This is a genomic window from Streptomyces sp. NPDC041191 (genome assembly GCF_055591945.1).
On record NZ_JBVIZC010000005.1, the window covers coordinates 392,162 to 409,407 of the forward strand.

Annotated in this window: 16 protein-coding genes and 1 riboswitch; of the genes, 6 read left to right on the forward strand and 10 right to left on the reverse strand. The window is 72.8% G+C overall.

Going from position 1 to position 17,246, the window contains the following annotated elements:
- Positions 1–33: 33 nt before the first annotated feature.
- A riboswitch (cobalamin riboswitch) is annotated at positions 34–148 on the reverse strand.
- 22 nt (positions 149–170) lie between these two features.
- The 4 genes from ACZ6AQ_RS12955 to clpS form a co-directional block, all read right to left on the reverse strand.
- Entirely contained in the window at positions 171–596 is a 426-nt protein-coding gene (locus ACZ6AQ_RS12955; RefSeq protein WP_468759690.1) for a M67 family metallopeptidase, read from the reverse strand.
- 76 nt (positions 597–672) lie between these two features.
- Complete coding sequence (locus ACZ6AQ_RS12960; protein ID WP_468759692.1) at positions 673–2,100, reverse strand: amino acid permease; 1,428 nt, start codon at positions 2,098–2,100, stop codon at positions 673–675.
- Positions 2,101–2,427: 327 nt separating this feature from the next.
- Complete coding sequence (locus ACZ6AQ_RS12965) at positions 2,428–3,012, reverse strand: DUF2017 domain-containing protein (protein ID WP_468759693.1); 585 nt, start codon at positions 3,010–3,012, stop codon at positions 2,428–2,430.
- On the reverse strand, positions 3,012–3,317 hold the full coding sequence (clpS, locus tag ACZ6AQ_RS12970; protein ID WP_388690395.1) for an ATP-dependent Clp protease adapter ClpS: 306 nt from the start codon (positions 3,315–3,317) through the stop codon (positions 3,012–3,014). Before clpS ends, ACZ6AQ_RS12965 begins: the two co-directional genes overlap by 1 nt.
- Before the next feature lie 101 nt (positions 3,318–3,418).
- Between clpS and ACZ6AQ_RS12975 the strand changes: the two genes are divergently transcribed.
- A complete protein-coding gene (locus ACZ6AQ_RS12975) occupies positions 3,419–4,747 on the forward strand; it encodes a nicotinate phosphoribosyltransferase (protein WP_468759695.1) in 1,329 nt (442 codons plus the stop codon).
- A gap of 289 nt (positions 4,748–5,036) precedes the next feature.
- Entirely contained in the window at positions 5,037–5,633 is a 597-nt protein-coding gene (locus tag ACZ6AQ_RS12980; RefSeq protein ID WP_468759696.1) for an isochorismatase family protein, read from the forward strand.
- A 55-nt stretch (positions 5,634–5,688) separates the two neighbouring features.
- Here ACZ6AQ_RS12980 and ACZ6AQ_RS12985 read toward each other — a convergent pair whose 3' ends face one another.
- Positions 5,689–6,000 (reverse strand): hypothetical protein, encoded by a 312-nt coding sequence (locus ACZ6AQ_RS12985; RefSeq protein WP_468759698.1) that lies wholly within the window; start codon positions 5,998–6,000, stop codon positions 5,689–5,691.
- Between the two features lie 121 nt (positions 6,001–6,121).
- Complete coding sequence (locus tag ACZ6AQ_RS12990) at positions 6,122–8,566, reverse strand: immune inhibitor A domain-containing protein (RefSeq protein WP_468759700.1); 2,445 nt, start codon at positions 8,564–8,566, stop codon at positions 6,122–6,124.
- A 343-nt stretch (positions 8,567–8,909) separates the two neighbouring features.
- Between ACZ6AQ_RS12990 and ACZ6AQ_RS12995 the strand changes: the two genes are divergently transcribed.
- Entirely contained in the window at positions 8,910–9,188 is a 279-nt protein-coding gene (locus ACZ6AQ_RS12995) for a hypothetical protein (protein WP_468759701.1), read from the forward strand.
- A gap of 37 nt (positions 9,189–9,225) precedes the next feature.
- Here ACZ6AQ_RS12995 and ACZ6AQ_RS13000 read toward each other — a convergent pair whose 3' ends face one another.
- Positions 9,226–9,948: an RDD family protein gene (locus tag ACZ6AQ_RS13000; RefSeq protein ID WP_468759703.1), complete on the reverse strand. Its 723-nt coding sequence runs from the start codon at positions 9,946–9,948 to the stop codon at positions 9,226–9,228.
- A gap of 92 nt (positions 9,949–10,040) precedes the next feature.
- Entirely contained in the window at positions 10,041–11,483 is a 1,443-nt protein-coding gene (locus tag ACZ6AQ_RS13005) for an RDD family protein (protein ID WP_468759836.1), read from the reverse strand.
- 325 nt (positions 11,484–11,808) lie between these two features.
- On the opposite strand from ACZ6AQ_RS13005, the gene ACZ6AQ_RS13010 reads away from it, so the two are divergent.
- Entirely contained in the window at positions 11,809–12,300 is a 492-nt protein-coding gene (locus ACZ6AQ_RS13010; RefSeq protein WP_468759705.1) for an SsgA family sporulation/cell division regulator, read from the forward strand.
- Between the two features lie 28 nt (positions 12,301–12,328).
- On the opposite strand, the gene ACZ6AQ_RS13015 is transcribed toward ACZ6AQ_RS13010, so the two are convergent.
- Positions 12,329–13,732 carry an FAD-binding oxidoreductase gene (locus ACZ6AQ_RS13015; protein ID WP_468759706.1) on the reverse strand — a complete coding sequence of 468 codons (1,404 nt, stop codon included), beginning with the start codon at positions 13,730–13,732 and terminating at the stop codon, positions 12,329–12,331.
- A gap of 98 nt (positions 13,733–13,830) precedes the next feature.
- On the opposite strand from ACZ6AQ_RS13015, the gene ACZ6AQ_RS13020 reads away from it, so the two are divergent.
- Entirely contained in the window at positions 13,831–15,189 is a 1,359-nt protein-coding gene (locus ACZ6AQ_RS13020; protein WP_468759708.1) for a tetratricopeptide repeat protein, read from the forward strand.
- Between the two features lie 284 nt (positions 15,190–15,473).
- Here the strand turns inward: ACZ6AQ_RS13020 and hppD are convergent, their stop codons facing one another.
- Positions 15,474–16,619 (reverse strand): 4-hydroxyphenylpyruvate dioxygenase, encoded by a 1,146-nt coding sequence (gene hppD, locus ACZ6AQ_RS13025; protein WP_468759710.1) that lies wholly within the window; start codon positions 16,617–16,619, stop codon positions 15,474–15,476.
- A gap of 121 nt (positions 16,620–16,740) precedes the next feature.
- On the opposite strand from hppD, the gene ACZ6AQ_RS13030 reads away from it, so the two are divergent.
- The gene (locus ACZ6AQ_RS13030; RefSeq protein WP_468759711.1) at positions 16,741–17,220 is read left to right on the forward strand and encodes an Lrp/AsnC family transcriptional regulator; all 480 of its coding nucleotides are present in this window, start codon (positions 16,741–16,743) and stop codon (positions 17,218–17,220) included.
- The last annotated feature ends 26 nt before the right edge of the window (positions 17,221–17,246 follow it).

Sequence of the window (17,246 nt, forward strand, 5' to 3'; positions counted from 1 at the left end):
CGTTCCTCCTCCGGGGATTTCCACGTCCCCGTTCGGTGGTGCGGGCGGCAGGTCAGTTCCTGGCTTCCGCCTCCGGGAAGGCGGTCACAGTGGCGGGACCGTGCCGGATTCGCACCGGCTTCCTGGGTCCTGCCGCCCGTTGGGTTTCCGTCAGTGTCTCATCGGCTGCGTCACGCGTGGCTCTCGACGACCTTCACGTCCTCCTCGGTCACCACGCCGTCCACGATGGTGAAGGAGCGGAACTGGAAGGGGCCGGCGCCGTCGGTGTCGGCGGTGGAGACGAGGACGTAGTGGGCGTGCGGCTCGTTGGCGTACGTGATGTCCGTGCGGGACGGGTACGCCTCGGTGGCGGTGTGCGAGTGGTAGATGACCACGGGCTCCTCGTCCCGGTCGTCCATCTCGCGGTAGAGCCGGAGCAGGTCGGCGGAGTCGAACTCGTAGAAGGTGGGCGAGCGGGCCGCGTTCAGCATGGGGACGAACCGCTCGGGGCGGCCGCTGCCGGCCGGGCCCGCGACCACGCCGCACGCCTCGTCCGGGTGGTCCGCGCGGGCGTGGTCCACGATCTGGTCGTACAGGGTCCGGGTGATGGTCAGCATGGCGACAGGATAGACAGAAGGACCGTCCCGTACCGAGGGGTGGTACGGGACGGTCCGCAGGGTGGGACGGGGTCGGTCAGGACCGCTTGGCGAAGGCGGCGCCCTCGGGGTCGCGGGACTTCAGGACCAGGTAGGAGACGCCCAGGACCAGGGCCCAGACCGGCGCGCAGTAGAGGGAGACGCGGGCGCCCTCGTCGATGCCCATCATCACGACGACCATGCCGATGAAGAGGAGCGCGAACCAGCTGGTGTACGGGGCGCCCGGCGCCCTGAAGGAGGACTGCGGGAGCTCGCCGCGGTCCGCCTTGCGGCGGTAGCGGATCTGGCAGACCAGGATCATGATCCAGGCCCACATGCCGGAGATGGTGGCGAAGGAGACGACGTACTCGAACGCCTTGCCGGGGGCGACGTAGTTGATCCAGACGCCGACCAGCATGAGCGCGGCGGAGAAGGTGGTGCCGAGCAACGGGATGCCGCTCTTCGTGAGCCGGGTGAAGACCTTGGGGCCCTGGCCGTTGAGCGCGAGGTCGCGCAGCATGCGGCCGGTGGAGTACATGCCCGAGTTGCAGGAGGAGAGGGCCGCGGTGAGGACCACGAAGTTGACGACGGCGGCGCCGACGCCGAGGCCCATCTTCTCGAAGGCGGCGACGAACGGGGAGACGCCCGGCTGGAACTCGGTCCACGGGACGACCGACAGGATCATGATCAGGGCGCCGACGTAGAAGACGGCGATGCGCCACGGCACGGTGTTGATGGCCTTGGGCAGGACGGTCTTCGGGTCCTTGGACTCGCCGGCGGTGACGCCGACCAGCTCGACGGCGAGGAAGGCGAACATCACGATCTGGAGCGTCATCAGGGTGCTGCCGACGCCGTTCGGGAAGAAGCCGCCCTGGTTCCACAGGTGGGCGACCGTGGCGGTGTCCCCGGCGTCGGAGAAGCCGACGGTGAGGATGCCGGCGCAGATCAGGATCATGCCGATGATGGCGGTGACCTTGACCATGGAGAACCAGAACTCCAGCTCGCCGAAGAGCTTCACGGAGATCAGGTTGGCGCCGTAGAGGACCACGGTGAAGACGAGGGCGGAGATCCACTGCGGGATGTCCCACCAGTACGTCATGTAGGTGGCGGCGGCGGTGACCTCGGTGATCCCGGTGACGACCCAGAAGAGCCAGTACGTCCAGCCGGTCACGAAGCCCGCGAAGGGGCCGACGAACTCCCGGGCGTACTCCGAGAAGGAGCCGGACACCGGGCGGTACATGAGGAGCTCGCCCAGGGCCCGCATGATGAAGAAGATCACCAGGCCCGCGATGGCGTACGCGAGGATGAGGCTGGGGCCGGCCTTGTGGATGGCCTTGCCCGCGCCGAGGAAGAGGCCGGTGCCGATGGCGCCGCCGATCGCGATCATCTGGATCTGCCGGGCGCCGAGGCCGCGCTGGTAGCCCTCGCCGCCGCCCACGGCCCCGTCGGTGCCGTCGTGCTGCTTGTCGACCTGCACAGAGGTCATGGTGGTGCGCCTTTCTCCATGCTGATCCGCGCGACCACGAGTGCGTCGGTCACGGATCAGATCCTGATCCCCCCGGATGTGGATGGAGTGCCGCCGGCGGTCAGCCGGCCGAAGCGCCCTCGGGAACAGGGGTGGCGTCCCCGAGCGGTCGTGAAGGTGTATCACGCACCCGGAGGCGGCCTCCGGGTGCGTGGGTGGCGCGCACCACAGGGAAAGGGGAATCCGGCGCACCCAAGAGGACAAAGCGGACACTCCGATAACGTATTCGTTATCCGGATTTGAGCGTCCGCTGAGCGAACGGCCCCCGATGTCACCCTTCCGGCCCCCTCAGGAGGGCATCAGGGTCTCCACCAGGGACTCCTGGAGCATCCCCAGCCAGAGGTACGCCATCACCATCGGCTTGCGCGGGTCGGAGTCCGGCAGCCGGTACAGCCGCTCGCTCTCCTCGTCGTCCGCGATCTCCAGGCGGGCCGCGATGGTCAGCCGGAGGTCGTTCAGCGTGCCGAGCCAGGCCCGGGACTCGTCCGGGGCGAGCTTCAGGACCCCGCCGCCCTCCTCCGCCCCGGCCGGGAGGGAGTCCAGGGCGCGCACCGCCACGAGGGCGTCCTCGCGCTTGCGGGCCCGCAGGTCGTTCTCGGTGTAGCGGCGGAAGTCGGAGGCGGCCTCCCGCAGCTCCTCGGTGTCGTCCCCGTACGCGTCGGGGAAGAGGCGCCGCAGGGCGGGGTCGGAGGGCGGCTCGCCGGGCCCCTCGGAGAAGAGCGCGGCCAGCGGGTCCGCGTCGGCCGCCGGCTCGTCGCCGGGGCCGATCAGCTCCAGGAGCTGGACGGCGAGGGAGCGGAGGATGGAGACCTCGACGTCGTCGAGGGCCACGGCCGCGCCGCCGCCGGGCAGCGCCTCGAAGCGGCCGGCCATCAGCCGCGGTCCTGGGTGAGGGTCGCCCAGAGCCCGTAGCCGTGCATCGCCTGCACGTCCCGTTCCATCTCCTCGCGGGTGCCGCTGGAGACCACCGCGCGGCCCTTGTTGTGCACGTCGAGCATCAGCTTGTGCGCCTTGTCCTTGGAGTATCCGAAGTACGACTGGAAGACGTAGGACACATAGCTCATCAGGTTGACCGGATCGTTGTGCACGAGGGTCACCCAGGGCACGTCCGGTTCGACGACCGCCGTGACCCCTTCGGCCGGCTCCGTGCGTTCGATCTCAATAGGCGCGACGCTCACTCACCCCATGCTGCCACTCCCGGGCCCCCCTCGCACAAACGGGCCACGACCCCCGGAACAGAAATCGTCACTCTGACGATTTCTGGGTTAGCATCGCCGGCATGAACGCTGCGGACCTTGGGCTGCCGGTGGACGTTCCCTCCACCGCGCTCTTCACCGATCAGTACGAGCTGACCATGCTCCAGGCGGCCCTGCGGGGCGGCACCGCCGACCGGCACTCCGTCTTCGAGGTCTTCACCCGGCGACTGCCCGAGGGGCGGCGCTACGGAGTCCTCGCGGGCGTCGGACGGGTCCTGGACGCCGTCGAGAACTTCCGCTTCGACCCGGCCGTCCTGGAGTTCCTGCGCGAGCGCGCCGTCGTGGACGAGCCGACCCTGGAGTGGCTGGCCCGCTACCGCTTCTCCGGCGACATCTGGGGCTACCCCGAGGGCGAGACGTACTTCCCCGGCTCCCCCGTCCTGCGCGTCGAGGGCTCCTTCGCGGAGTGCGTGCTCCTGGAGACCGTGATCCTCTCGATCCTCAACCACGACTCGGCCATCGCGGCCGCCGCCTCCCGCATGTCGGCCGCGGCCGGCGGACGGGGCCTGATCGAGATGGGCGCCCGGCGCACCCACGAACTGGCGGCCGTCGCCGCCTCCCGCGCCGCGTACGTCGGTGGCTTCGACTCCACCTCGGACCTGGCCGCGGGCTTCCGCTACGGCATCCCGACCGTCGGCACCTCCGCCCACGCCTTCACCCTGCTCCACGACAGCGAGCGGGACGCCTTCCGGGCGCAGGTCGAGACCCTGGGACGCGGCACGACCCTGCTCGTGGACACCTACGACGTGACCGAGGCCGTGCGGATCGCCGTCGAGGTGGCCGGGCCCGAGCTGGGCGCGGTCCGGATCGACTCCGGCGACCTGCTGCTCGTCGCCCACCGGGTGCGGGCGCAGCTGGACGAGCTGGGCGCCCGGGACACCCGGATCGTCGTCACCTCGGACCTCGACGAGTACGCCATCGCCTCGCTCGCGGCGGCCCCGGTCGACGCGTACGGGGTGGGCACGCAGCTGGTCACCGGCAGCGGCCACCCGACCTGCTCCATGGTCTACAAGCTGGTCGCGCGGGCCGCGTCGGCCGACCCGAAGGCGCCCCTCGTGCCGGTGGCCAAGAAGTCCCTGGGCGGCAAGGCGTCGGTCGGCGGGCGCAAGTGGGCGGCCCGCAGGCCCGACGCGGCGGGGATCGCCGAGGCCGAGGTCGTGGGCACCGGACCCGTCCCTCCGGCGCTGGCCGGCCACCAGCTCCTGGTCGAGCTGGTCAGGGGCGGCGAGGTGGTGGGCCGCGAGCCGCTGGAGGCCGCCAGGGCCCGGCACATCGCGTCCCGTGCCGGACTGCCGATGTCGGCGATGCAGCTCTCGCGGGGCGAGGCCGTCCTGCCGACCGAGTACGTGTGAGAACCGCGTACGTGTGAGAACCGCGTACGTGTGAGAACCGCGTAGGGGGGAGACACGTGTACGGGGGAGGCACGCGTCCGCGCGGGGACGCGCGCGTGCGCCGCGCGCGAGGCCCCGCGCGCGGCGGCCCGGACGGCGCCCGCCCCCTCCCGGCGTCCCGGTGACCGCCGGGCCGACGCCGGGCCGTCCGGCCGCCGGGGCCGTCCCCCTCCCCCCAGGGGTGGGGAAGTCTCTAGGCTCGAACCCGTCCCCCCTTCCCACCCCCTCCGACGCGCTAAGGACACCCCCCATGCACCGGGCTTTGATCGTTGTGGACGTGCAGAACGACTTCTGCGAGGGCGGCAGCCTCGCGGTGACGGGCGGCGCGGACGTCGCCGCCGCCGTCACCGACCTGATCGGCCAGACGGCGGGCACCTCCTACCGGCACGTCGTGGCCACCCGTGACCACCACGTGGACCCGGGCGCGCACTTCGCCGCGCCCGGCGAGGAGCCGGACTACGTCAGCTCGTGGCCGGTGCACTGCGTGGCGGGGACGGAGGGCGTCGGCTTCCACCCGAACTTCGCGCCCGCCGTCGCCAGCGGGGCGATCGACGCCGTCTTCGACAAGGGCGCGTACGACGCCGCGTACAGCGGCTTCGAGGGGCGGGACGAGAACGGCCTGACGCTCGCGGAGTGGCTGCGCGCGCGGGACGTCACCGAGGTGGACGTGGTGGGGATCGCCACCGACCACTGCGTCCGGGCGACCGCCCTGGACGCGGCCCGGGAGGGCTTCCGGACCCATGTGCTGCTCGGCCTGACGGCGGGCGTGGCGCGGGAGACGACCGAGCGGGCCGTGGAGGAGCTGCGGGCGGCGGGCGTGGAGCTGACCGGCACGCCGGTGGTCTGAGGCCCCGCCGCGAGGACCCGCCGGAGCCGTCTCCGCGCGGTCCCGGCGCCGGGCGCTACGCCGCCGGCGCCTTCGGCAGCGACCGCACCGGGTGCCAGAGCTCCTGGTCGCCGCCCGGCGCGGACCTCCACAGCAGGCCGTCCGGATGGTGCAGGACGGCGGTGACCTCGTCCGGCGTGGGCGGTTCGCTGTTCCCCCGGAGGTAGACCGCGCGCAGCCCCAGGTTCCGCAGCCGGGTCAGGGCGCGGGCGCGGTTCGCGGCGTGGACCAGGAAGCGGACCTTGCCGCCGTCGCCGGCCGGGCTGGGCAGCCCTATGGCGACGACCACGCTGCCCCCCGGCAGCTTGCAGAACCCTCCGTCGGGCATGCGGAACCACTCCCCCGTGGGTCGGTGTCAAGAGGAAACGCGTCAGACGCACCTAAACACGATCGGCCGCCGCCCGCTAGAGGGCGACGGCCGATCATGCTTTGACCTGCGGTTTTACGGGTTACTTCGTGGACGGACCCACGCGGACCGTGATCGTCTCGCCGTTCTTCGGCTCCTTGACGACCTCGATCTTGGTGTTGGTGTCAGTTACCTGGACACCGGCGCGAGCGGTCTCCTGGAACCAGTAGGTGCCCTTGCGGTCGTCGAAGACCGGGTTGCCCGGCAGGGACGGCACGAAGGTCGCGACGTCCGCCTTGTGGAGCTGGAGGGCGTCGGTCCGGTAGGTGCCGAAGGTGGAGTCGTACGCCTGGACGCGGTTGCGCATCAGGGTGCCGTCCTTCCACTTCAGCGGGGCCGGGTGGGCGTCGACCGGGAGGATCAGGCCCTGGCCCGGGTGGACCGCGGTGTTGTTGTCCTTCTGGGACAGGTCCCACTTCCAGACGAGCAGGCCGTTCTGGTACGGGTAGTGCTCGACCCAGGTCGACTTGTCACCGGTGAACCCGAAGTTGTACGGGCCGACCTTCAGGGTCTCGTCGTACGAGGTGTACTGCCGGTTCTCGGCGATGTAGTACTGCTCGTACGCCTTGGTGAAGCCCTTGCCGACGCGGGAGAAGCCCTTGGCGGCCCAGCCGTTGTCACCGTTCTCGACGTTGTCGGAGAGGACGGCGGCACCGTCGGCGGTCACGGTGACGGCGTCGGCCGTGAAGCCCTTGCCGCCCGCGCCGCCGTCCGTCTGGTAGCGGAAGCGGAGGTCGACCTTCTTGCCCGCGTAGGCGGACAGGTCGTAGGCCAGCTTCTTGTGGGTCTCCGAGACGCCGGTCAGCGCCGGGGCGCCGGCCGCGTCGCGCGGGAGCGCCTTGCCGTCGGCGGTGCCGTCCAGGGCGGTCCAGTTGGCGCCGCCGTCGGTCGAGACCTCGGCGTACAGGTAGTCGTAGTCGAGCTCGATGTCGTACCAGCCCTGGAGCTCCAGGGAGGCGGACGACTTGCCGGTGAGGTCGACGGAACGGGTCAGGGTGTTCTTGAGGTCGTCACCCATCCCGCTCCACCACTGCGTGTTGCCCTCGGCGGGCGCGACGATGTCGGTGGTGACCTGCTTCTTCGGCAGCTCGACGATGAGCGCCTGCGGGTTCTTGGTGTTGTACTCGGCGACGCCCAGCTTGTGGGTGGAGTTCCACTTGCGGGCCTCGTCGGCGACCTTGGTGTAGTTCAGCCAGCCGAGCTGGAGCTTGTCCCAGGCGTTCATGTCGCCGGGCAGGTCGCCGATGGCGTCCTTGCCGCGGCCGAGCCAGGAGCCGGAGGACATGAGCGACCAGAAGCCGGTCGAGTTCTCGGCGCCCTTGAGGCCGGAGGTGTCGTACAGGTCCGGCAGACCGAGGTCGTGGCCGTACTCGTGCGCGAAGACGCCGAGGCCGCCGTTCTCCGGCTGCATCGTGTAGTCGCCGACCCAGATGCCGGTGTTGCCGATCTGCGTGCCGCCGGCCTTGTTGTTCTCCGGGCCGGTCTTGCCCGCGCTGGTGCCGTACGCGTACCAGCGGTGGGCCCACAGGGCGTCGCCGCCCTGGGCGCCGCCGCCCGCCGACTCGTCCTCGCCCGCGTGGACGATCTGGAAGTGGTCGATGTAGCCGTCGGCCTCGTTGAAGTTGCCGTCGCCGTCGAAGTCGTAGCGGTCCCACTGGTCGTACTGCGCCAGGTCGGCCTTGATCTGGGCGTCGGTGCGGCCCTTGGCCTTCTGGTCCGCGGTCCACGCCGTGACACCGTCGCGGACGGCGTCCCAGACGTTGGAGCAGTTGCTGTTGCCGCAGTAGTTCGAGCCGTAGCGGGCCTCGTTGTACTCGACCTTGACCCAGTCGGAGACCGCGCCGTCGACCGAGTAACGGCCGGAGGAGGTGCGCTCGTAGTAGGTCTTCAGCGACTGCTTGGGCTGGCCCTTGGCGTCCTTGCCGGTCCCGAAGTACAGGTCCTGGAAGTGCGCCTGGTTGTAGTCCGCCTGCCAGGCCGTGGAGTTGTCGTTCTTCCGGTCGGGCTGGGCTATGCGGTTGTGCAGCGGGCCGGGCGTGCCGCCGTACTTCGGCTTCGGCTCGGCCGTGTCGTCGTCGGCGCGGTCGACGAGGGTGGTGTTGTCCACCTTGTCGCCGAACTCGACGAGGATCGTGAAGATCTTGTCGGTCTTCTCGCGGCCCAGCTCGACGTACTTCTTGGCGCCGAGCTTGACGACCTGGGAGCCACCGCGGCGCTCGACCTTGGCCTCGCCGCTCAGGACCTGCTCCAGGGCGGCCTTGCGCTGCTGCTCCTGCTGCTTGCTGTAGGGACCTTCGAGGTCGTGGTCGACCGCCGTCTTGTCGGCGTCCTGACCGTGGCCGGGGGCCGGGTCGTGGCGGACGTCGGCCGGCGTCACGTTTCCGTGGTTGTCGGCCCAGGCGGTGGTGAACGTCGAGGCGGTGGCGGCGGTGGCCGCGAGCGCCACGACAACTGCGGACGCTCTGATCGCCCGTCGTCTGTTGGTCACTTGAAGTATGTCCTCCCCGGCGTCCGCGCCGGCGGACCGAAAGGTGGGGTGCCCGTCCGGCGGGTCGCGCGTCACAAGTGACGACATTCGACCGGAGTGAGGAGAGAAAAGACAGATCTTGACTTGGACATACCAACTGCACTATGCAGGAGCGATTTTCCGATAATCGAACATCAGATGGGCGCACGGCGAAGAATTCTTGACGATCACGTGACCCTGTGCGCCCCCCTGTGCACCGGCACCGGACGGGACCGGGCATACCCCGCGCCCCGTCCGGGCATCCACGGTCGTAGGGTCGGAGCGACGTCGTGAGGACTTGGGGACTTGAGGGGCGGTACTCGTCATGCAGCGTCCGGACACCGCGCGGCTCACCTGGGGTTCGGCCACCGTCGTCCTCGCGACCGTCGCCCTGCTGCTGCTCTCCGGCACGACGACCACCCCCGGCATCACGGCGGCCTGCGCCGCCGGCCTGCTGCTCGGCGTTCTCGTGGCGGTGACGATGCCGGTGCGCGCGGGACGCGTCAAGACCTCCGGGGCCGTTCCGCCGGCCCCCGGGAACGAGGAGGTCCGGGCCGCGGCCCCGCGCGTGCGCGCGAGGACCGGGACCCGGACCGGTTCGTGACGTTCCGTCCGTTCCGCCCGTTCCGGCGGAGGACCCCTCATCGCGGGACGGAGACCACCACCGTCTTCGCGGCCTTGTCGTGCAGACCCTGCTTGTAGGGCTTGTCGACCAGGATCAGGATCAGCAGGAGCAGCGGCCACAGGCAGGCGCAGCAGATCAGCGCGGGCAGCCACAGCACCACGGCGCGCAGCAGCGACTGGTTCATCGGGGGCGTCGAACCGTCGTTGAGCATCGCGACGCGCAGCTTCATCAGCTTCTTGCCGACGGTCTGGCCGTTCCTGGCCGTCAGGACCGTGTCGTACGCGACGTACGCGACGATCGTGATGAGCTGGAAGACGAGCTGCCCGCCCCCGTCGAAGCCGCCGACCGCGTCCCCGAAGTCGTCGTCGGACGTCACCCGGTCGTAGATCCTGAACGGGATGCCGATGAGCGCGAGCGGCACCGCGACGATCACCCAGTCGATGAGCCGGGCGAGGACGCGCCGGCCGGTCTCGGCGAGCGGCGGCATCCCGGAGAGCGGATCGGTCCCGCCGTAACCACCGCCGTAGCCGTTCCCGTACGGGGGCGGGGGCGGGCCGCCGTACGGGGAGCCGTAGGGGTCACCGGGCGGGGTCCCGTACGGGTTCCCCGGCGGAGGGCCTCCGGGGGGCGGTCCTCCGGGCGGGGGCTGGCCTCCGGAGGGCGGCGGGGGCTCCTGCGGCCTCTTGAGGAACGGGTCCTCCTCGGGCGGCTGGCCGGACGGCGGCTGGTCGGTGCTCATGGGGGCAGTGCATCCCGGGCGGAACGGCCCCGCAAGGAATCACCGGCCGTTCGGGGGACCGGCCGCCCCGCCGCCCGGCCCCGGCCGTTCCCTCAGCGGGCCACGAAGGTGCGGGCGGCCTTGTCGTGCCAGCACTGGCGCCACGGGCGGTCGAAGAGGCACCACAGGACGTTGAGGAGACCGACGGCCAGAAGGCCCAGGACGCTGTAGACGAGCCAGCGCCGCAGGGCCGCGCCGAACCCCGGCGGCTCGTGCGCCTCGATGTCCCGCACCTCGATCCCGCAGAGCCCCTTGCCCAGGGTGCGGCCCCACCGGGCGGTGGGCAGCGCCTCGTACAGGGCGCCGATGACGAACAGCGCGGCCAGCGCCAGGCCGAACTGGACGGAGGTGGTCGAGTCCACCAGCCAGACCTGGACGGTGGTGCCGGACCGCCGGGCCGCCTCGATCTTGGCCTCGATGTGGTCGAGGGCGGCGGTCACGAGCGGGAGGGCGGCCGCGCCGACGAGCCCGCCCAGGACGACGGAGTCGATCAGCCGCGCGAGCAGACGCCTGCCGAGCCCGGCGGGACGCGCGGACGCCTGCGCGCGGGCCGCCCGGAGGAAGGGGTCCTCGACCGGCGGCTTCCAGGGGATGACCGGCTGAGGCTGCGGCTGCTCCTGGGCGGGGGACGGGGGCTGGAGACGCGCCGGCTGCCGGGCCTGCGGCGGCTGTTGTGCCCAGGGGGCCGGGGCGGGGGCGGGGGCCTGCGCTCGGGTGGGCGCGGGGGCCGGGGCCGCCGGTGCGGGCTGCGGGGCCGGTGCGGGGCCGGGGGCCGGGGTGACGGGCATGCCGCCGAGGCGGGCGGCTCCACCGGCCGCGCGGGGGTCGGCCGTCCGCTCCGGGACGCCGGCGGGCGCCTCCTCGGGCCCGTTCCCGCCCGCGACCGGCCACTCCGCCGGGCTGCGGGGATCGGCGGCGCGGGGCGCGCCCCAGGAGACCTTCCGGTCGCGGTCGCCGCCGAACCCGGTCTGCCGGGAGGCGTCCGCCTGCCACGCCGGGGCGGGCTCCGGCACGGCCGGCTCCTCGTCCAGGAAGACGGGCCCGGTCTCCTCGACCGGGGGGACGGCGGCGGGAGCCGGGACCTGGACCGGGGCCGGGGAGGGCGCCCGCCCCTGGTCGGGCACGTGCACGGGGGCCTGGGACGCGGGAGCCTGGGGCCGGGCCGGTGTCCGGTCCGGCACCTGCGACCGGTCCGGCGACTCCACCCGGTCCGGCGCCTGCCCCTGAGCCGGCACCGGGGCGGCCGGCCGCACGGGGGCGGAGACCTGCGCGGAGACCTGCGCGGGGGCGGGCGTGGCGGCCGGGCCGCCCTGGGCCGCCGGGGCGGGCGAACGGGTCCCGTCCTCCGGCGGGGCGGGGCGGCTCGTGCCGGGCACCCAGGCGCTCCCGTTCCAGTACCGGATGTACCCGGGAATGGACGGGTCCGGGTAGTACCCCGCCTGCGGTACCTCTCCGCCGCCTCCAGGAGGAGTAGCCACTGCCCCGACTCCGTTCAGTCACAACGCCTTTGATCCGCACGGCAGCACGCCGGGCGTGCCGCGCCCAGGGACGACAGTAACGAAGAACACCGCCGGGGGGAGAAAGAGCCCGCGAAGAAAGCCCGTCTTCGGACGACGGACCCCGGAATCGGTCACTCACGGTCACGCTGGGGCCGATGCATCCGGTCCGTTCGGCCCCGGGAGCATGCCCGAAACGCGGCAGGGCACACGGGGGCGGAAAAACTTCCCCGAAAAACTTCCCGAAGTCGCGTAATGAGCCGCGGGGACCACGCTCTCTCCTGGTGAAGGCCCGTCCGGGGCCGCCGTGAGAAGGAGTACGACCATGCAGAACACCGGCCACACCACCGTCGAGCGCGAGCTGGAGCTGAAGTTGGTGATCTCCCCCGAACGCGCCGTCCCCGTGCCCGCCCGCCTCGCCTACCGGACCGGTGACCCGTACGCCGTCCACATCACCTTCCACATCGGCACGGACCACCCGGTCCACTGGACCTTCGCGCGCGAACTGCTCGTGGAGGGCGTCTTCCGGCCGTGCGGCCACGGGGACGTCCGCGTCTGGCCCACCAAGGTGGACGGCCGCGGCCTGGTCCTCATGGCGCTCTCCTCCCCCGACGGCGACGCCCTCCTCGAAGCCCCGTCCGCGCAGGTGTCCGCCTGGCTGGAGCGGACCCTGCGCGCCGTGCCGCCGGGCACCGAGTCCGAGCGGCTCGGCATCGACGACGGGCTCGCCGAACTCCTGGCGGCCACCGTGGCCGCCGACGACCTGTGGCTGCGCGACCCGTGGCCGTCGGACGAGTCGCGGGACGGCGAGCTGTGACCTCCGTACGGAGACGCGCCGGGGGACCTCAGAAGAGCTTTCCGGGGTTGAGGAGGCCGAGCGGGTCGAAGGCCGCCTTGATCCCGCGCTGGAGCTCCAGGCCGACCGGTCCCAGCTCCCGGGCCAGCCACTCCTTCTTGAGGACGCCCACGCCGTGCTCGCCGGTGATCGTGCCGCCGAGGGCGAGCCCGAGCGCCATGATCGCGTCGAAGGACTCGCGGGCCCGCCGCGACTCGTCCTCGTCGGCGGGGTCGAAGCAGACGACGGGGTGGGTGTTGCCGTCGCCCGCGTGCGCGCAGACGCCGATGGTCAGGCCGTACTCCTCCGCGACGGCCGCCGTGCCGGCGAGCATCTCGGCGAGCCGGGTCCGGGGCACGCACACGTCGTCGATCATCGTCGCGGGCCTGAGCGTCTCCAGGGCGGTGAGGGAGAGCCGGCGGGCCTGGAGGAGGAGTTCGGACTCGGCGGCGTCGGCGGCCGGGACGACCTCGGTGGCGCCCGCCGCCGCGCACAGCTCCCCCACGGCGGCCAGGTCGGCGGCCGGGTCCGGGGTGTCGAAGGCGCACAGGAGCAGCGCCTCGGTGCTCTCGGGCAGGCCCATGCGCGCCATCGCGTTGACGGCCCGGACGGTCGTACGGTCCATCAGTTCGAGGAGCGAGGGAGTGTGGCCGCGCTCCATGATCGCGCAGACGGCCGCGCAGGCGGCGGCGGCCGAGGGGAACTCCGCGGCGAGCGCGAGCTGGGCCGGGGGCCGCGGCCTGAGCGCGAGGACGGCCCGCACGACGATGCCGAGACTGCCCTCCGAGCCGACGAAGAGCCGGGTCAGGTCGTACCCGGCGACGCCCTTGGCGGTGCGCCGGCCGGTGCGCAGGAGCCGGCCGTCGGCGAGGACGACGTCGAGGCCGAGGACGTACTCGGCGGTGACCCCGTACTTCACGCAGCACAGGCCGCCGGAGGCGGTGCCGATGTTCCCGCCGATGGTGCACGTCTCCCAACTGGACGGGTCCGGCGGGTAGTACAGGCCCCGTTCGGCGACGGCGCGGGACAGGACGGCGTTGATCACGCCCGGTTCGACGACGGCGATCCGGTCGACCGGGTCGATCTCCAGGATGCGGTCCATCTTCACCAGGGAGAGCACGACGCAGCCGTCGGAGGCGTTGGCGCCGCCGGACAGGCCGGTGCGGGCGCCCTGCGGGACGACGGGGACGCGCAGTTCGGTGGCGGTCCGCATGACGTGCTGGACCTGTTCCACGGTGCGCGGGAGCACGACGGCCGCGGGGGTGCCGGCCGTGCAGAAGCCCGCCATGTCGTGGGCGTAGGAGGCCGTCACGTCCGGATCGGTGAGCAGGGCCTCGGGGGGCAGTCCGGTGCGCAGGCGCTCGTGGAGCCGTGACCGGAGGTCGTCCTTCTGCTGCGTCGGAAGATCGTCCATGCGTCCAGCGTGGCACCCGGGGCCATCGGTGTGAACCCGCCGGAGGGAGCGCTTCGGGCGTTCTTCGCGGCGGCGGACGCGGGCGCACAGTGGGCGCCATGGAGAACCGGAACGCGTGGAGGACGGTCCTGGTGGCCGGAGCGGGCGCGACGCTCGCGGCGACGGCGCTGCTGTGCGCCGCGGAGTTCGCCGGCCAGGGGCCGCCGCCCCCGACGGGGCCGGTGGAGCGGGCGGTGGCCGCGGCCCGCGCGGGCGCGCGGGCGGCGCTCCCGGATCTGGCCGCGCTGATCGCGGACCGGGAGGAGCGGCTGCGCGCCCGCCCGGACGACGGGGCGGCCTGGGCGGAGCTGGGCGCGGCGTACACGGAGCGCGGGACGCGCCTCGGGGACGTACGGGACTACGCGCGCGCCGGGGAGGCGCTGCGCCGCTCCCTCGGTGGACGGCCCGCGGCGCGCGGCGGGACGGCGGCGCGGCTGGGCCTCGGGGTGCTCGCCGGGGCGCGGGGCGACTGGCGGACGGCCGGGGAGTGGGGCGAGCGGGTGCGGAAGGCGGAGCCGGGGCACTGGCGGGCGTACCCGCTCCTGATCGACGCGTACAACGGCCTGGGGCGGTACGAGGAGGCCCGGAAGGCCATGGAGCGGCTGGAGGAGCTGCACACGGGCGCGGTGGTGCGGGGGCGGGCCGCGCAGTCGTACCGCGACCGGGGCTGGCGCGAGGACGCCGACGCGGCGGCCCTCGACGCGGCGGCCCTCGCGGAGACGGACGCGGAGAGGACGGCGGCGCTGGCGCGGGCCGGGGACCTGGCGTGGGAGCGGGGGGAGCCGGAGGAGGCCCTCGGCCGGTACGGGGCGGCGCTGCGGCTCGAACGGGACCACGGACCCTCGCTCGCGGGCCGGGCGCGGGCCCTCGCGGCCCTGGGGCGCACGGACGAGGCGGTACGGGACTGGCGGGCGGCCCTGGCCCGGCTGCCGCTGCCGGAGTACGTCCTGGAGGCGGGCGAGCTGTACGAGGCGCTGGGCCGGGAGGAGGAGGCGCGGGCCCTGTACGAGCGGCTGCGGACGGGGACGTGGGCGCGGGCGGAGGTGGCCCTGGGGCTGCTCGGCGCGGACCACGGCGACCCGGCGGGCGCGGTCGCCGCGATAAGGGCGCAGTGGGCGCGCGGGCACCGCTCGGTGGAGGTGGCGGACGCGCTGGGGTGGGCGCTGTTCCGGTCGGGGCGGGCGGAGGAGGCCCTGGGGTACGCGCGGCGGGCCACGGACGAGGGGCGGCGCAGCGCGCTCTTCTCGTACCACCGGGGCGAGATCGAGCGGGCCCTGGGGCTGACCGGCCCGGCCCGCCGCCGTCTGGCGGAGGCCCTGCGGATCAGCCCGGTGTTCTCGCCCCTGCACGCGCCGAGGGCGGCGGAGGCCCTGGCGGCGCTGGGCGAACCGCCGGACGAGCTGCCGGAGGGGCTGTGACCGGCGGGGCCGTGGCCGGGGCCGTGGCCGGCGGGGTCGCTACCGGCGGGGGCCAGGGCCGACGAGGGCCGCAACCGGCAGGAGCCGTGGCCGGCAGAGGCCGGCAGAGGCCGCTGACGGCGGGGCGGGCACGCGCGCGTGGCGTCCGACGCGCCGGGAGGCGCGGGAGCCCCGTCGTCTCCCGCGTCTCCCGCGACCCCGGTCGGCGGGGCGGGCACGCGCGCGTGGGGGGCGCGGGGGTCCGGGGTGCTGCCCCGGGCCCCCGCGCCGCGCGGAGGCGGACCTCAGAGGTTGCCGCGCTTCTCCTGCTCGCGCTCGATCGCCTCGAACAGGGCCTTGAAGTTGCCCTTGCCGAAGCCCATCGAGCCGTGGCGCTCGATCATCTCGAAGAAGACGGTCGGGCGGTCCTGGACCGGCTTGGTGAAGATCTGGAGCAGGTAGCCGTCCTCGTCGCGGTCCACCAGGATCTTCAGCTCGCGCAGGGTCTCGACCGGGACCCGGGTCTCGCCCGCCCACTCGCCGAGGGTGTCGTAGTACGAGTCGGGGGTGTCGAGGAACTGGACGCCGGCGGCCCGCATGGTGCGGACGGTGGCGACGATGTCGTTCGTGGCGAGCGCGATGTGCTGGACGCCGGCGCCGCCGTAGAACTCCAGGTACTCGTCGATCTGCGACTTCTTCTTCGCGATCGCGGGCTCGTTGATCGGGAACTTCACCTTGAGGGTGCCGTCCGCGACGACCTTGGACATCAGCGCCGAGTACTCGGTCGCGATGTCGTCGCCCACGAACTCCTTCATGTTCGTGAAGCCCATGACCTTGTTGTAGAAGCCGACCCACTCGTTCATCCGGCCGAGTTCGACGTTGCCGACGCAGTGGTCGATGGCCTGGAAGGTGCGCTTGGCCGGGGGCTCCACGATCGGGTTCGCGGAGACGAAGCCCGGCAGGTACGGGCCGTCGTAGCCGGAGCGCTCGACCAGGGTGTGGCGGGTCTTGCCGTAGGTGGCGATGGCGGCGAGGACGACCTTGCCGTGCTCGTCCTCGACCTCGTACGGCTCGGCGACGCCGGTGGCGCCGTGCTCGACGGCGTACGCGTAGGCGGCGCGGGCGTCCGGGACCTCGATCGCCAGGTCCACGACGCCGTCGCCGTGCTCGGCGACGTGCTCGGCGAGGAAGCGGCCCCGGTCGGTGGACGCCTTGATGACGGAGGTGAACACGAAGCGCGCGGCGCCGTTGGTGAGGACGTAGCTCGCGGTCTCGCGGCTGCCGTTCTCCGGTCCGGAGTAGGCGACCAGCTTCATGCCGAAGGCCGTGGAGTAGTAGTGGGCGGCCTGCTTGGCGTTGCCGACGGCGAAGACGACCGCGTCCATTCCCTTCACGGGGAAGGGATCGGCCTGCCGCGCCGTGGAGGGGGTGTGATCGATGGTCTCAGTCATGGGAGAAGCGTCCCGCCGGTTCGCAAGGTGCGCAATAGTTCGCTGATCCTCTGGTCAATGTGTACAGCGATCCGCCAAGGTGGCCGTGCGACTTGTACATCCTGACCACGGGGAGGCCACTGTGGCGATCGATCATCTGGACGGACGGCTGATCGCGCTCCTCGCGCGCGAGCCGCGCATCGGCGTCCTGGAGGCGTCCCGGCGGCTGGGGGTGGCGCGCGGGACGGTGCAGGCGCGCCTGGACCGGCTCCAGTCGGCCGGGGTGATCCGGGGGTTCGGCCCGCAGGTGGACCCGGCGGCGCTGGGCTATCCGGTGACGGCCTTCGCGACCCTGGAGATCAAGCAGGGGCAGGGCGCGGACGTGCGGGGGCACCTGGCGACGGTGCCGGAGGTCCTGGAACTGCACACGACCACGGGCCACGGCGACATGCTCTGCCGCCTGGTCGCCCGCTCCAACGCGGACCTCCAGCGGGTGATCGACAAGGTGGTGGCCTTCGAGGGGATCGTGCGGGCGTCCACGGCGATCGTGATGGAGAACCCGGTGCCGCTGCGGATCATCCCGCTGGTGGAACAGGCGGCGGGCGGGGAGCCGCAGCCGTAGCCGGGGGCCGCTCGCGGGGCGTCCGG